Source organism: Pseudomonas sp. 8O, assembly GCF_902506495.1.
Taxonomy (GTDB): Bacteria; Pseudomonadota; Gammaproteobacteria; order Pseudomonadales; family Pseudomonadaceae; genus Aquipseudomonas; species Aquipseudomonas chaetocerotis.
Genome location: NZ_LR733264.1, coordinates 775,865 through 790,836, shown reverse-complemented (window position 1 = coordinate 790,836; position 14,972 = coordinate 775,865). Strand labels below are relative to the sequence as shown.

Annotated in this window: 10 protein-coding genes and 1 tRNA gene; 2 read left to right on the top strand and 9 right to left on the bottom strand. The window is 63.8% G+C overall.

All coding sequences use genetic code 11. The features are described 5' to 3' along the window. Positions 1-98: 98 nt before the first annotated feature. The 6 genes from GV002_RS06440 to GV002_RS06415 all read right to left on the bottom strand — a co-directional run bounded on the left by GV002_RS06440 (position 99) and on the right by GV002_RS06415 (position 8,940). A complete protein-coding gene (locus GV002_RS06440; protein ID WP_160017571.1) occupies positions 99-1,415 on the bottom strand; it encodes a lysine N(6)-hydroxylase/L-ornithine N(5)-oxygenase family protein in 1,317 nt (438 codons plus the stop codon). Between the two features lie 183 nt (positions 1,416-1,598). Next, a complete protein-coding gene (locus GV002_RS06435; RefSeq protein ID WP_160017570.1) occupies positions 1,599-3,275 on the bottom strand; it encodes a multidrug ABC transporter permease/ATP-binding protein in 1,677 nt (558 codons plus the stop codon). Next, positions 3,276-3,908, bottom strand: coding sequence for a sigma-70 family RNA polymerase sigma factor (locus tag GV002_RS06430; protein ID WP_160017569.1), 633 nt, complete (start codon positions 3,906-3,908; stop codon positions 3,276-3,278). Positions 3,909-4,141: 233 nt separating this feature from the next. Next, positions 4,142-4,216, bottom strand: a tRNA-Arg gene (locus GV002_RS06425). A 75-nt stretch (positions 4,217-4,291) separates the two neighbouring features. Then, on the bottom strand, positions 4,292-5,392 hold the full coding sequence (locus GV002_RS06420) for a Leu/Phe/Val dehydrogenase (RefSeq protein ID WP_160017568.1): 1,101 nt from the start codon (positions 5,390-5,392) through the stop codon (positions 4,292-4,294). A gap of 80 nt (positions 5,393-5,472) precedes the next feature. Continuing rightward, entirely contained in the window at positions 5,473-8,940 is a 3,468-nt protein-coding gene (locus GV002_RS06415) for an indolepyruvate ferredoxin oxidoreductase family protein (RefSeq protein WP_160017567.1), read from the bottom strand. 198 nt (positions 8,941-9,138) lie between these two features. Between GV002_RS06415 and GV002_RS06410 the strand changes: the two genes are divergently transcribed. Further along, positions 9,139-9,606 (top strand): Lrp/AsnC family transcriptional regulator, encoded by a 468-nt coding sequence (locus GV002_RS06410; protein ID WP_160017566.1) that lies wholly within the window; start codon positions 9,139-9,141, stop codon positions 9,604-9,606. 222 nt (positions 9,607-9,828) lie between these two features. Here the strand turns inward: GV002_RS06410 and GV002_RS06405 are convergent, their stop codons facing one another. Beyond that, positions 9,829-10,785, bottom strand: a complete 957-nt coding sequence (locus tag GV002_RS06405; RefSeq protein ID WP_160017565.1) for a DMT family transporter — start codon at positions 10,783-10,785, stop codon at positions 9,829-9,831. 278 nt (positions 10,786-11,063) lie between these two features. Between GV002_RS06405 and GV002_RS06400 the strand changes: the two genes are divergently transcribed. Then, positions 11,064-11,324 (top strand): DUF6316 family protein, encoded by a 261-nt coding sequence (locus GV002_RS06400; protein ID WP_160017564.1) that lies wholly within the window; start codon positions 11,064-11,066, stop codon positions 11,322-11,324. Positions 11,325-11,335: 11 nt separating this feature from the next. Here GV002_RS06400 and GV002_RS06395 read toward each other — a convergent pair whose 3' ends face one another. Beyond that, the gene (locus GV002_RS06395) at positions 11,336-12,325 is read right to left on the bottom strand and encodes an alpha/beta fold hydrolase (protein ID WP_160017563.1); all 990 of its coding nucleotides are present in this window, start codon (positions 12,323-12,325) and stop codon (positions 11,336-11,338) included. Between the two features lie 197 nt (positions 12,326-12,522). Next, positions 12,523-14,826, bottom strand: a complete 2,304-nt coding sequence (gene metE / locus GV002_RS06390; RefSeq protein WP_160017562.1) for a 5-methyltetrahydropteroyltriglutamate--homocysteine S-methyltransferase — start codon at positions 14,824-14,826, stop codon at positions 12,523-12,525. Positions 14,827-14,972 lie beyond the last annotated feature (146 nt).

Sequence of the window (14,972 nt, the reverse complement as noted above, 5' to 3'; positions counted from 1 at the left end):
CGATCTCATCTCGTCACCCGTGAAAACTCGTGCCTGCGTACGGCCCGGCAGTAACTGCCGAACCGCTCGCGGAAGAAGGAAAAAACTGCGTCAGCCGACTAGCTGAGCGACCCTGCGGCCAGACGCAGCGAATCGCGCACCTGCATGCCGGCGGACTCGACGAACATCGCGCTGACCAACTCCTCGGAGCGCATGGCCAGCACCGACAGCAGGGTGTCGCTGAGGCCATGACTGCCCTCGCAGCCGCCTTGCAGGAAGATCTGCGCCTGGCAGTCCGACCGCAGCGGCAGGCGATACTGGCGGTCGACCGCTTCGCCTTCGATGTAGTCGGCGATGCCCGCCAGCAGGGTGCGGTGGTAGTCGCGGCGGTAGCCGGTGGCGAGGATCACCGCATCGAAACGCTCGCTGTGCTGGTCGCCGTCCAGGGTGTTGCGCAGGCTCAGTTCCACAGCGTTGTCGTCGACGGCAACGGCCGTGACTTCACGGTGAGTGAGCAAGCGGTGAGGGTGCTGACCACGGACCTTCTGCTGGTAGAACAGGTGGTAGATCTTCTCGATCAGCTCCAGGTCGACCACCGAATAGTTGGTGTTGCGGTACTCGCTGAGCATCTGCGCGCGTTGCACAGGGCTATGGGCGAAGATGCGGTCGGTGAAGTCGGCATTGAAGATCTCGTTGACGAACGGGCTGTCGTCAGACGGCTTGAGGCTGCCGCCGCGCACCAGCAGGCTGGCCTCGATCTGCGGGAAGCGGCATGCCAGGTCATGGAAGATTTCTGCGGCGCTCTGCCCGCCACCGATGACGGCGATACGCCGCGGGCGACTGCCATCGCCCAGCATGGCATCGAGGGCGCCCAGGTAGCGCGAGGAATGCACGATGCGCGGGTCAGTCTTGCCGGCGAAGGCCGCCGGAATCTGCGCCACGCCACCGATACCCAGCACCAGGTTGCGCGCGCGGCGACGCGTGCTCTGCCCGTCGCTGCCGCGCGCGACCACCTCGACACCGGCACAGACACCCGCGCTGTAGAACGGCTCGATACTGGTCACCTCCTCACCGTAATGCACCTGCCCGGCGAACGCATTGGCGGCCCAGCCGAGGTAGTCGTTGAACTCCTCACGACTGGGGTAGAAGGTCTTCAGGTTGATGAAGTCCTCAAGGCGCCCGCATGCCTTGAGGTAGCTGATGAAGGTGAAGCGGCTGGCCGGATTGCGCAGGGTGGCAAGATCCTTGAGGAAGGAGATCTGCATGCTCGAGCCGTCGATCAGCATGCCTTCATGCCAGCTGAATGAAGGCTTGCGCTCGATGAAGCAGACGCTGGGCTCTCGCCCACTGCGCTGGGCGAACTCTTCGGTGGCGATGGCCAGTGCCAGGTTCGAGGGCCCGAAGCCAACCCCGATATAGTCATGAACGAGCCCCATAAATCCTCCCGATATCTGCGTGCTGAATGGGTGGTTCGCCAGCCGGAATGACTGGAAAACATTCTCATTAACACTGACGAACGAGAGGAAGGAATGTTTAGGGCAATTGCCTGGGGAATGGGAAATCACTTCGCTAAAACGACTGCGCCCGCATGATGCGGGCGCAGTGAGGGTAGCCAGTGCTCAGGAATGGGCGCGGCCACCGATCTCCAGCAGCGCGTTGCGGCTGGCCCGGGCCCGCTGCTCACCCTGCAGTTCGTGGAGCTGCCCGCCATCCATCTTCAGCAGGCGGTCGGCCTGGTCGAAGTAGTGATCGTCGTGACTGATGGCGAATACGGTCTTGCCTGCGGCCTTCAGTTGCGGCAGCAGCTCGCGATAGAACACCTGACGGAACAGCGGATCCTGATCGGCGGCCCATTCGTCGAGCAGCAGGATGTCGCGCGCTTCGAGCAGCGCCAGGAGCAAGGCCAGACGCTTGCGCTGACCGGCGGACAGGCGCGTGTCGCGCAGGCGCCCCGCCGCCACCTGCACCTTGTGGCGAATGTGCAGGCTGCCGAGCCAGTGATCGAGTTCTTCATCCGACGCTGCCACGCCGTGCGGGCCAAGCAGCTGCGAGAACAGGTGGTAGTCGGTGAAGACCGATGCGAACAGCTGACGGTAGGCGGGCCACTCCTGCGCGCCGAGCACTCGGCCATCGATGCGGATCTCGCCGCGCTGCGGGATGTACAGGCCCGTCAGCAGACGCGCCAGGGTGGACTTGCCACTGCCGTTGCCGCCGACCAGAAATACCGTCTCACCACGTTGCAGGCGCAGGCTGACCGGCCCTACGTCGAAGCCGGGCTCACCATCCTGCGCCGGATAGCGATATTCCACCTCGTGCAACTCCAGCACCTGCCACTGGCCGCTCAGGGGATCGGCCGGATGCTCGAAGGCCTCCACATGCGGTGCCAGCGCCAGCGATTCGACCTTGTCCAGCGCCACGCGTCCGGCGATCTGCGCCGGGATCGCCGCGACCGCCGACACCAGCGGCGTGCGCATGAACAGAATGGTCAGCGCGTAGGTCGAGGCCACTGCTGTGGACGCCCAGCCCAGGCCGTTGGCCAGGTAGAACACCAGGCCGATGGTGCCCAGCACCATGATGTTGGCCCAGTTGCTGGCCAGGCCGTGGTAACGGTCGGCCAGGGTCACGTGATCACGATAGGCGCGGGCGCTGAGGTCGAACTCGTCCTCGTAAAGACGCTGCGCGCGGTCGCGGTTGAGGGTCAGTTCCTTGCGTCCGTCGATCACCGCCTGGTAATCGCCGTACAGACGATCCTCGGACTCACGCAGCATGCGCAGGTGGTGATTGAGACGCCCGACCAGCAACCAGCCGATGCCGAGGGTGAAACTCATCCACAGCAGTGTGGTGACGAACAGACCGGGCGACAGCCAGGCCAGGTAAGCGAATGCCGCCAGCGTCAGCACACTGCCGTAGATCAGCTCGGGCAGATGCACGAAGGCCAGGGTGATGTTGCGAATATCGCTGGACAGGCTGGCGATGATGGTCGAGCCACCGATGATCTCCAGGCGCTCGACGGCCGTGTCCAGCACCCGCTTCACCAGCGCCCGGCGCATGCGATAGACGAAGCGGTGACCCAGCGCCGTCAGCGACAGCTGCGCTGCCGAGGCCAGCACCAGCAGCAAGGCCAGCAAGGCGACGAACTGCCCCAGTGCCGCGCCCGGATTGCTCGCCGGCGTGAGCATGCGCTGATTGATGAAGGCGATCACCGCCACGCTGAGCAATGCGCTGCTCAGGCTGAGCCCCAGCACCAGCGCGATGGACCAGCGATATTCGTGGAAAACCAGACGCAGCAGCTTCATTCAGAACCTCTTGGCCAGGGGACAGTTACGCGAACACTGCCCGTCGAGTCGAACACGGCAATGCCCTAGGGTATCGCGCAGAATCAGATTGATGAGCGCTGGCGACGCACCCAGTTGAGTCGCCACCTCGCGCTGGGTGAGGCCATCGAGCTGACTGAGCTTGAATACCCGGCGCATGCGCGGGGTCAGCTCCGCCAGCGCATCGAGCAACTGGCGCACCGCCTGCTGCCCGCCCACAGCTTGCTCCGGGGAGATTTCCGAAGGCTGCAGATCCGCCAGTTCGGCGGCAGCACCGTAGCGCTGCTCCAGCTGCAAACGGCGCAGATGGTCGATGGCCAGGTTACGCACCAGGCGACTCAGATAACGCTCGGGCGCCTCCACCCGGGAGAGATTGAGGCTGCCCTCCCACAGCTTGAGAAAGGCATCCTGCAGGACATCTTCGGCTCTGCTGCGACACCCCAGTACCCGCGTCGCCAGATTGAGCAACGCATGACGCTGAGCCTGATAGGCAGCCAGCAAGGCCTTGCGGTCGATGACCGCAACAGCATGGCCATAAGCAGGTGCATTCGCGGCAAAGGACGGTCGAAAACCTCTCCGGCCCGAGGCCGGCAATGACTGTTGAGAACATTCCATGTGAGGTCAGGCTCTTGGCAAGGAGCGCCAATCCTGAATGCAAACACTTCTCATTGCAATAATGGCGAGACGCCTTGATATGGCGATCCTCTGCCGACAATTGAAATGGCCGCACGGCATCACGCCGCAGTGGCATCAGCGGATGACCAACATGGCTGCAGGTGATCGAGGAGTACGTATAGAACGGCGCGTTGCGACGAGCGTTCGCTGAACGCGAGGGAGAGAAACGAAGATGGCGTCCCCTGCTGGAATCGAACCAGCATCTAGCCCTTAGGAGGGGCTTATTCTATCCGTTGAACTAAGGGGACAGGGCCGTATTGGCTAAGGCCGGGCCGCATCTTAGCGGCGGCGCGCGCATTTGTCATGTCGCGCGCCGCTCGCTGCTAACGCTGCCAGCCCTGAGCCACAGCCTTGGCGGCGGTTGCAGGACGGCCACCGCGCAAACGCTCCAATGCCATGCGGTCGGCAATCGCGGTGGTGGTCGCACCTTCGCGTTCGGAGCGCTGGAAGATTTCCGTCAGTGTCGGGCCGATGCCTTCGATATGCGCCTTGAGCTGCGCGGCGCTGCCACCGGTGCGTTCGTAGCAGACATCAATGATGCCGCCGGCATTGATCGCGTAATCCGGCGCGTACAGGCACTCACGGCGACGCAGCAGCTCGGCCAGGCTGGCGTCGGCCAGCTGGTTGTTGGCCGCACCGGCGATGATCGGCGCGCGCAGGGCTTCCAGCGTCTGCAGGTTGATGATCGCGCCCAGCGCGCACGGTGCGAACACGTCCACATCGAGACGGTAGATCTCATGCTGGCCGACCGCAGTGGCGCCAAGCTGGCTGACGGCGCGCTGCACGTTGGCCTCGACGATGTCCGTCACCCACAGCTGCGCGCCGGCCTCCTTGAGCGGTTTGGCCAGGCCGAAGCCGACCTGCCCCACGCCCTGGATCGCCACGCGAACGCCCGTAAGATCCTGGCGGCCAAGGCGATGCGCCACAGCAGCCTGGATGCCGATGAATACACCATAGGCGGTCGAGGGCGACGGATCGCCGTCACGGCTGCCACCGCCGAATGCCTCGCGCTGCCCGGCGCCAGCCACGTGGCGGGTGCGCTCGGCCATGATGCGCATTTCGGCCACGCCGGTGCCCGAGTCTGCCGCAGTGACATAGCGCCCACCCAGGCTGTCGACGAAATCGCCCATGGCCTGAAACAGCGCCTCGCTCTTGCCGGTGTGCGGGTCGCCGATGATCACCGCCTTGCCGCCCCCCAGCGGCAAACGCGCCAGCGCCGACTTGTAGGTCATGCCGCGCGACAGGCGCAGCACGTCGCGCAGCGCCTCCTCGTCACTGGCGTAGTTCCACATGCGGCAGCCGCCCAGTGCCGGGCCGAGGGTGCTGTCGTGAATGGCGATGATGGCTTTCAGGCCGCTGGCCTTGTCGTGGCCGTAGACCACCTGTTCGTGTTGATCGAAGTCGACGTGAGTGAAGACGGACATCGGGTTACCTCGGTTATCGGGTCGTAAAAAGCCGCGCCTCTCCCGCACGGGAGAGGGTGGCAAAGGGGATCGGTTGAGGTTCAGGCAGCCGGTTCGAACAGCTGCACGGCAGCGATCTCACTGACGGTCAGGCGCGCCTTGAGCTGCGTCGCCTGCTCGCGCGCCTTGGCCAGCGCCGCTTCCTTGACGTGGCCGTAGCCGCGGATCTGCTCGGGAATCTCGGCCAGCGCCACCGCCGTGCGGTAGTTGCCGGTATTGAGCTCGGCGAGCAGGTAGGCCACGTTGGCTTCGTACTCCTCGATCAACTCGCGCTCCAGGCGACGTTCGGCACTGTGGCCGAACGGATCGAGGGCGCTGCCACGCAGGAACTTGAAGCGCGCCAGCACGCCGAACGCCTTGAGCATCCACGGGCCGAAGCTACGCTTGCGCGGCTGGCCGGTGACCGCATCGGGCTTGCTCAGCCAGCTCGGCGCCAGATGGAACTGCAACTGGTAGTCGCCTTCGAACTGGGCTTCGAGCTGCTTGCGGAAGGTGGCATCGCTGTACAGACGCGCCACTTCGTACTCGTCCTTGTAGGCCAGGAGTTTGAAGTAGTAACGCGCCACGGCCTTGCTCAGGCGCTGCTCGGCATCGCTGTCGGCCTTGCGTACGCGCTCGACCAGCTCGCGATAGCGCTCGGCATAGGTCGCGTTCTGGTAAGCAGTCAGGCGCTGCACGCGGTCGGATACGATCTCGTCGAGTGTGCTGCAATGCGGCGCTTCGACGACCTTGGGCGCGGCGAGTTTTTCCACCGCAGCCAGGTCATGCGCGGCACGACGGCCCCAGAGGAAGGCCTGCTGATTGAGCTGAACCGCCACGCCGTTGAGTTCGATGGCCTTGTTGATCGCTTCGGCCGATACCGGCACCAGACCCTGCTGGTAGGCGTAGCCAAGCATGAACAGGTTGGTGGCGATGCTGTCACCGAGCAGGCGAGTGGCCAGGCGGGTGGCGTCGACGAAGCGGGTCTTGCCCTCGCCCACCGCCTCGCTGATCGCTTCGCGCATGGCCGCGCCGGGCACCTGGGCGTCCGGGTTGCGGGTGAACTCGGCAGTAGCCGCTTCATGGCTGTTGATCACCGCATGGGCGATCTTGTCGTTGAGCTTGGCCAGTGACTCTTCGCTGGACGACACCACCAGGTCGCAGCCCAGCAGCAGGTCGGTCTCCCCGGCGGCAATACGCACGGCGTAGATGTCGCTCTGCTGCGCGGCGATGCGGATATGGGTGATCACCGGGCCGAATTTCTGCGCCAGGCCGGCCTGGTCGAGCACGGTACAGCCCTTGCCTTCGATATGCGCGGCCATGCCCAGCAGCGCACCGACGGTGGTTACACCGCTACCGCCAACGCCAGGCAGGAGGATGTTCCAGGGGCGACTCAGGGCCGGTTGCTTAGGCTCCGGCAAGGCGATGAACAGCGCGCTCAGGCCAACGGCCTCGGGCTTGCGCAGGCTGCCGCCGTGGACGGTGACGAAGCTCGGGCAGAAGCCCTCCAGGCAGCTGAAGTCCTTGTTGCAGGCACTCTGGTCGATCTCGCGCTTGCGCCCCAGTTCGGTTTCCAGTGGCAGCACCGACAGGCAATTGGATTTGACGCTGCAATCACCACAACCCTCGCACACCGCCGGGTTGATGAAGGCGCGCTTGGCCGGATCGACCAGCTTGCCGCGCTTGCGCCGACGGCGCTTCTCGGTGGCGCAGGTCTGGTCGTAGAGGATCACCGAGCAGCCTTTGACCTCGCGCAACTCACGCTGCACGGCGTCCAGCTCGCGACGGTGATGGAAGGTCACACCGGGTGCGAAGGTGGCGCGGGTCGGGTACTTGTCCGGCTCGTCGCTGACCAGGGCGATGCGCTTGACGCCCTCGGCATGCACCTGCTGGCTGAGCTGGTCGATGCGCAGTTCGCCGTCGATGGGCTGGCCGCCAGTCATGGCCACCGCGTCGTTGTAGAGAATCTTGTAGGTGATGTTGACCCCGGCTGCCACGGCTGCGCGCAGGGCCAGGTGGCCGGAGTGGAAGTAGGTGCCATCGCCCAGGTTCTGGAACACGTGCGGCGTGTCGGTGAACGGCGCCTGGCCAATCCAGGTCGCGCCCTCGCCGCCCATCTGGGTGAAGGTGTCAGTGCTGCGGTCCATCCACTGGGTCATGTAGTGGCAGCCGATGCCGCCGAGGGCGCGACTGCCTTCCGGCACCTTGGTCGAGCTGTTGTGCGGGCAGCCGGAGCAGAAATGCGGGGTGCGCACGGTCTTGTGCTTGGGCGCGGCCAGGGCCTTTTCCTTGGCATCGAGAAAGGCCAGGCGCTCTTCGATGGTCGGGCTGCTGTAGATCGGCGCCAGGCGCTTGGCGATCACCCGGGCGATCATCGCCGGCGTCAGCTCGCCCAGGTTCGGCAGCAACGAATTGCCCTGCTCGTCGAACTCGCCGACCACGCGCGGGCGCTTGCCCACCGGCCAGTTGTAGAGCTGACCGGTGAGCTGGTCTTCGATGATGCTGCGTTTTTCTTCCACTACCAGAATTTCGTCCAGGCCTTCGGCGAACTGGTGCACCGACACCGGCTCCAGCGGCCAGCTCATGCCGACCTTGAGCACGCGCAGGCCAACCTTGGCGCACAGCGCCTCGTCCAGGCCGAGGTCATCCAGGGCCTGGCGTACATCGAGGTAGGACTTGCCGGTGGTGATGATGCCGAGGCGCGGGTTGGGCGAATCGAGCTTGACCTGGTTGAGGTTGTTGGCCAGGGCGAAGGCGCGCGCGGCGTAGATCTTGTAGACGTTGAGGCGCTTTTCCTGCGCCAGGGGCGGATCGGGCCAACGGATGTGCACGCCGTCTTCCGGCAGCTGGAAATCCTCGGGAATCTTCACCTGGATACGCAGCGGATCGACGTCCACCACAGCCGAGGAATCGACGTTCTCGGCGATGGTCTTCAGCGCCACCCAGCAGCCGCTGTAGCGCGACAGCTCCCAGCCGATGATGCCGTAGTCCAGCACTTCCTGGACGTTGGCCGGATTGAGCACCGGGATCGACGCGGCGATGAACGCATGCTCGCTCTGGTGGGCGATGGTCGAGGACTTGCAGCCGTGGTCGTCACCGGCCAGCAGCAGCACACCACCGTGTTTGGAGACACCGGCCGAGTTGCCGTGCTTGAACACGTCGCCACTGCGATCGACGCCCGGTCCCTTGCCGTACCACATGGCGAACACGCCGTCGTAGCGCGCGCCAGGGAACAGGTTGGCTTGCTGGCTGCCCCATACCGCCGTCGCACCCAGCTCTTCGTTGACTCCGGGCTGGAAGTGGATGTGGTTTTCCTTGAGGTACTCGCGCGCGTCCCACAGGCTCTTGTCCAGGCCGCCCAGGGGCGAGCCGCGATAGCCGGAGATGAAGCAGGCGGTATTGAGTCCGAAGGCGGCGTCACGCTGCTTCTGCAGCATGGGCAGGCGGGTGAGCGCCTGAGTGCCGGTCAGGTAGAGGTGACCAGTAGCGAGACGATATTTGTCATCCAGGCGGATTTCGGCCAGTGACATGGAGCGCTCCTTTTATTTTTATGGCGAGCACGAGGAGCGCGACGGTAAACACGCTCCGTTGGTTTCCACGGCAGGATCGCTGCTGTGAATTTGCCTAAATCATGACCGGAGGGTTCCGCTTTTTTCTTTCTATTTTCGAGTAGCGAAGGCGATACTTCGCATGATCCTTCCAACAATCACAATAAATTGGAAACAATCATGCAGGACAAGCTCAGCCCCATCGACCGCCGGATTCTCCGCCTGCTGCAGCACGATGCCGACCTCTCTGCCGCCGAGGTCGCCGAGAAAGTCGAGCTGTCGCAATCGCCCTGCTGGCGACGCATTCATCGCATGCAGGAAGAAGGGCTGATCGAACGCAAGGTCGCCCTGCTCAATCACAAGCGCCTGGGGTTCGGCATCACGGTGTTCGTCGACATCAAGCTGTCGGCCCACGGTCGCGGCAATCTGGATGAATTCGAGCAGGCCGTGGTCGGCTACCCGCAGGTACTGGAGTGCTACAGCATGGCCGGCGGTTCGGACTACCTGCTCAAGGTCGTGGCCAAGGACATCGCCGATTACGAGCGCTTCCTGCGCGACCACCTGCTGCAACGCCCGCACGTGCACGAAGCGCACTCGCACATCGCCATGAGCGAGGTCAAACGCACCACCGAGCTGCCGCTGGATTGAACCCCGCCCTGCAGGAAACACATGCGTAGGGTATGCCGCGGCACCGGGATACCGGCGCCAGCGTCACTGAGCCTGGCGACTAATGCCAGTCACTCAAGTGTCAGGATACGGCTAGGTAGGGTGCGCCGCGCGCACCGAAATACCGGTGCTGCCTTCATTGATGCGCATGGCGCACCCTACAAAGGTCATCCGTGCCAAACATTACGTCTTATCTGACCGGCATCAGGCCAGGCGCCTGGCCTTGCGCGCCCGCAGAGCGGCCATCAGCGATGGGCCGAGGGCGGTGAGCGCCGAGCCCAGCACCACCACCACGGCGCCTGCGTAGGCGATCCAGTTGACCTGCTCGGGCAGCACGTGGTCCGGCCACCAGGTCGAGGCCAGGGCCACGGAGACGAAGGTCACCAGCGGCGTCAGCGCCAGGGTCGCGCTGACCCGCGAAGCCTCCCAATGCGCCAGTGCCTCGGCAAAGGCGCCATAGGCGACCAGTGTGTTCAGGCAGCAAGCCAGCAGCAGCCAGCCCTGCAGCGGGCTCAACTCCAGTGCCTGCATTGGCTGCGCCCAGGGCGTCAGCAGCAGCGCGCACGCCAGGTAGATCACCATCATCACCTGCACCGAATTCCACTTGGTCAGCAGTTGCTTCTGCGCCAGGCCGTAGAAGGTCCAGACGAAGGCAGCCGCCAGCACGGTCAGCACGCCGGTGGTATAGGCGGTCAGCGAGGTCAGCAGCTCACCCAGGCGCTGATTGAAGAACAGGCCGAAGCCCAGCAGCATGACCATCAGGCCAACCGCCTGGCCCAGGCTGAAGCGCTCGCGAAAGACGAACAGGCTACTGATCAGCAGCAGTATCGGCGCCACCTGGATCACCAGTTGCGTGGTCCCGGGGCTGAGCAGGTTGAGCCCGACCAGATACAGCACGTAGTTGGCCGTCAGCCCGCCGATAGCCAGTGCCAGCAGCCAACCACCCTTGCGTCCCAGCGGCCGAAAACGCGGTAACCGGCGACTCGCAGCGAGATAGGCAAGTAGCAGAGAACCAGCCACGGCCAGGCGATACCAGGTGACCGTCACCGGGTCCATCACCTGCAGAACTTCTTTCAACTTGATGGGCAGGATGCCCCAGAGCACGGAAGTGATCAGGGCGAGCAGCAGGCCGTACATCCAACGGCCGGAAGAAATGTGCATGGCAACCTCTGGCAGGCGGCCAACAGAGCATGTCGACCGCAGCAGAGCATTCTAGGAGAGGCATACACACCTACACAGCAACAGTTCAGCCCGGTTGCCGAGCGAAACTGTACTGCTCAGCATCCGCATAACGCCAGCCGACCGGCGCCAATAATCCATAAAATCCGCTAAAAGACGCTAACAGGCTGCCAAAATCTACCATCTGTCGTTTTGCCAAGCACGCCGCATTGGCCACAGTAGACTCAGATTATCCAGAACCTGCAGATGGAGCTCTCACCATGTTCGGCCAACGCGATATCGACCCCCAACCGGGCACGCACTACCGCAGTTCACGTCTGAGCGCCGTCAACGGCCAATACTTCTTCGCCACTCGCGAAGGCACACTGGAAGGCCCCTTCATCTCCCGCCATGACGCTGAGCAGAGCATCACGCGCTATATCGAGCGCATGACCATGGCCGACAAGCTGCTACGCCACAGCAGCGAGCACATCGACCATCTGCAACGCCGCGAAGCGATCAAGCACAATCAGGAGCTCTGAGCGCTCGCCCCTTACAGATGCGCCAGGCCCAAATCCCCCCGATGCGCCGCGAGATGCGGCAACACCGCGGCCAGCAAAGGCTCCTTGAAGGCATCCTGAAAGCGATGCGCCAGGCCCGGAATCAACTTGAGCTCCGCGCCCTTGATATGCGCCGCCACGTGCACGCCATGCATCACCGGCAGTAACGGATCGGCCGTACCGTGCACCACCAGCGTCGGCACTGTCAGACGATTGAGTAGCTCGACCCGACTCGACTCGGCAAGAATCGCCAGCAACTGACGCTGTACGCCTTCGGGATTGAAGGCGCGGTCATAAGCCTGCTCGGCCTGATGCAGGAGCAAGGCACGGTCATCATGCACCGAAGGGCTGCCCAGGGCCGCGAGCAAGTCGGCCTGCTGCTGCAACGCCGCTTCGCGACTCCCCGCCTCACGCCTCGCCAGCAGCGACACCAGCGCATCGCTGGGTGCAGGCAATCCCTGAGCACTCGAACTGGTCATCACCAGCGTCAGACTGAGAACGCGCTGCGGCGCCAGATCGGCCAGGTGCTGGGCGATCATGCCGCCCATGCTCGCGCCCAGCACATGGAAGTTGTCGACGCCCAGGCGATCCATCAAGCCCAGGGCATCGCCCGCCATGTCGCGCAGGTGATAAGGCGCACCGAGCGACAGGCCCAGGCGATAGCGCAGCACCTCGTAAGGCAGGTTGATGCTCGGCGCCGGCCGTCGCCAGGTGCTCAGCCCCACGTCACGATTGTCGAAGCGCACGACGCGAAAACCCTGCTGACACAGGCGCTCGACCACCTCGTCAGGCCAGTGGATCAACTGTCCGCCCAGCCCCATCACCAGCAGCAGAGCCGGATCGCGCTCGCTGCCGATGCTTTGATAAGCCAGGCGCACTTCACCGACATCCGCATAACGGGTCGGCTCGGACAGGTCGCAACGATTGGCCGCAAAAGACGGCAGGCCACAAAGCAACGCGGCCAGGAAAATTAATGCACGCATGAAAACACCAGAAACGCAGAACCCCATTGGAACGCGAGTCTGATGAAAGTCATTCGATAGCGCTGCCACACATGCATGACAGTTTGATGAAGGAGGACGAACGGTTGCTCTGCAGGTGACCAGAAGCCCAGCCCAGAGCGTCGCGAGCGCCCCTCCTGCTTAACCGTGGGAGGGGCTTCAGCCGCGACTGGCGGGAATCAGGCCAGCTCGGCGCGCAACTGCCTGGCTGCGGCCACCATGTTCACCAGCGCGGCCTCGGTTTCCGGCCAGGCACGTGTTTTCAGGCCGCAATCGGGGTTGATCCACAGCCGTTCGAGCGGGATACGCCGTGCCGCCTTGCGCAACAGCCCGGCCATCTCGGCGCTGTCGGGCACGCGCGGCGAGTGGATGTCGTACACCCCCGGGCCGATTTCGTTCGGGTAGGCGAATTTCTCGAAGGCCTCCAGCAATTCCATGTCCGAACGCGAGGTTTCGATGGTGATCACGTCGGCATCCATCGCCGCGATGGATTCGATCACATCGTTGAACTCGCTGTAGCACATGTGGGTGTGGATCTGCGTTTCGTCACGCACGCCGCTGGCGGTCAGGCGGAAGGCTTCGGTGGCCCAGTCCAGATAGTGCTGCCAGGCGGCCTGGCGCAGCGGCAGCCCTTCGCGGAACGCGGCCTCGTCGATCTGGATGATCTTGATGCCGGCTGCTTCCAGGTCTACCACCTCATCACGAATCGCCAGCGCCAGTTGCCTGGCCTGCACTTCACGGGAAACATCCTCGCGCGGGAACGACCACATCAGCATGGTCACCGGGCCGGTCAGCATGCCCTTCATCACCTTGTCGGTCAGGCCCTGGGCGTAGGTGATCCACTCCACGGTCATGGCCTTGGGCCGGCTCAGGTCACCGACGATCACCGCCGGTTTGACGCAGCGCGAACCATAGCTCTGCACCCAGCCGAAGCGGGTGAAGGCGTAGCCGTCGAGTTGCTCGGCGAAGTACTCGACCATGTCGTTGCGTTCGGCCTCGCCATGCACCAGCACGTCCAGGCCCAGGCGCTCCTGCACCTGCACCGCATGGCGAATTTCGCTGTGCATGGCCTCGGTGTACTCGGCAGCGCTAAGCTTGCCCTGCTTGAACGACTGCCGCGCCAAGCGAATCGCCGAGGTCTGCGGGAATGAGCCGATTGTGGTGGTCGGCAGCAACGGCAGTTGCAGGCACTCACGCTGCCGCTCGATGCGCTCGGCGAATGGCGACTGGCGCTGGGCATGACGCGGACGGGTCGCTGCCAGGCGCGCCTGCACCTCGGGTTTGTGGATGCGCGTCGATGCAGCGCGGGCGGCCTGCACCGCCCGGCTTGCTTGTAGTGCGGCTTGTACGACGGAATCCTCCGGCGCCTCCAGGGCCTTGCCAAGCACTGCAACCTCCTGGCACTTCTGCACGGCAAAGGCCAGCCAGCCTTTCAGCTCGGCATCGAGCTTGTCTTCGCGCGTCAGATCCACCGGGCTGTGCAGCAGCGAGCAGGACGGTGCAACCCACAGCCGCTCGCCCAGGCGTTCGTGAGCGTGACGCAGCACCTCGAGCACCTTCTGCAGATCGCAACGCCAGACGTTGCGCCCGTTGACCACACCCAGCGACAACACTTTATAGGCGGGCAGGCGGTCGAGGATGGTCGGGTACTGCTCCGGCGCACGCACCAGGTCGATATGCAGACCATCGACCGGCAGGTTGGCGGCCAGGCCCAAGTTATCTTCCAGGCCGCCGAAATAGGTGGCGATCAGCTTCTTGCAGGGTTCGCGCTGGATCAGGTTGTAGGCGCGCTCGAAGGCGTTCTTCCACGCCTGCGGGAGATCGAGCACCAGAATCGGCTCGTCGATCTGCACCCACTCCACGCCCTGTGCGGCCAGACGCTGGAAGATCTCGCCATAGACCGGCAGCAGGCTTTCAAGCAACTCAAGCTTGTCAAAGTCGCCCCCCTTGGCCTTGCCCAGCCATAGATAAGTCAGCGGACCGATCAGCACGGGCTTGACGCTGTGCCCGAGGGCATGCGCTTCATCCACCTCCTCGAACAACTGCTCCCAGCTCAGGGCGAACTGCTGGTCCGCGCTGAATTCCGGCACCAGGTAGTGGTAGTTGGTATCGAACCACTTCGTCATTTCCTGGGCGTGGGCACCTCCGCAGCAAGTGCCACCGCTCTTGTTTGCAACGGCCCCACGGGCCATGGCGAACAGGGTATCCAGCGTCGGCTTGCCATCGGCCGGGCGAAAACGCTCGGGAATCACACCGAAGGCCAGGGAATGACCGAGCACCTGGTCGTACCAGGCGAAGTCACCCACCGGCAGCAGGTCGATGCCCGCATCCTTCTGCAGTTGCCAGTGTTCGGCGCGCAGGCGCTGGCCAACGGTGCGCAGGCCGGCTTCGTCCAACTCACCTTTCCAGTGGGCTTCGAGGGCTTTTTTCAGTTCGCGGTCGCGGCCAATACGCGGGAAACCGAGGGAATGGGACAGGGCCATGTCGTGAAACTCCAGAATCAATCGAGATGGCGACATTCTCGGCATCGATGCCGAGTGAGACAAACTCAAGATTTTCGCCTTGATCTATAGATTTACTCATGTAGGCTGTATGAACGATTTTCATCCGGCCACGACATTGGATGAAT

Excerpts from the sequence above, each read along its gene's own strand:
- GV002_RS06440 (WP_160017571.1), bottom strand. The coding sequence starts at position 1,415 with ATGGGGCTCGTTCATGACTATATCGGGGTTGGCTTCGGGCCCTCGAAC.
- GV002_RS06435 (WP_160017570.1), bottom strand. The coding sequence starts at position 3,275 with ATGAAGCTGCTGCGTCTGGTTTTCCACGAATATCGCTGGTCCATCGCG.
- GV002_RS06430 (WP_160017569.1), bottom strand. The coding sequence starts at position 3,908 with ATGGAATGTTCTCAACAGTCATTGCCGGCCTCGGGCCGGAGAGGTTTT.
- GV002_RS06420 (WP_160017568.1), bottom strand. The coding sequence starts at position 5,392 with ATGTCCGTCTTCACTCACGTCGACTTCGATCAACACGAACAGGTGGTC.
- GV002_RS06415 (WP_160017567.1), bottom strand. The coding sequence starts at position 8,940 with ATGTCACTGGCCGAAATCCGCCTGGATGACAAATATCGTCTCGCTACT.
- GV002_RS06410 (WP_160017566.1), top strand. The coding sequence starts at position 9,139 with ATGCAGGACAAGCTCAGCCCCATCGACCGCCGGATTCTCCGCCTGCTG.
- GV002_RS06405 (WP_160017565.1), bottom strand. The coding sequence starts at position 10,785 with ATGCACATTTCTTCCGGCCGTTGGATGTACGGCCTGCTGCTCGCCCTG.
- GV002_RS06400 (WP_160017564.1), top strand. The coding sequence starts at position 11,064 with ATGTTCGGCCAACGCGATATCGACCCCCAACCGGGCACGCACTACCGC.
- GV002_RS06395 (WP_160017563.1), bottom strand. The coding sequence starts at position 12,325 with ATGCGTGCATTAATTTTCCTGGCCGCGTTGCTTTGTGGCCTGCCGTCT.
- metE (WP_160017562.1), bottom strand. The coding sequence starts at position 14,826 with ATGGCCCTGTCCCATTCCCTCGGTTTCCCGCGTATTGGCCGCGACCGC.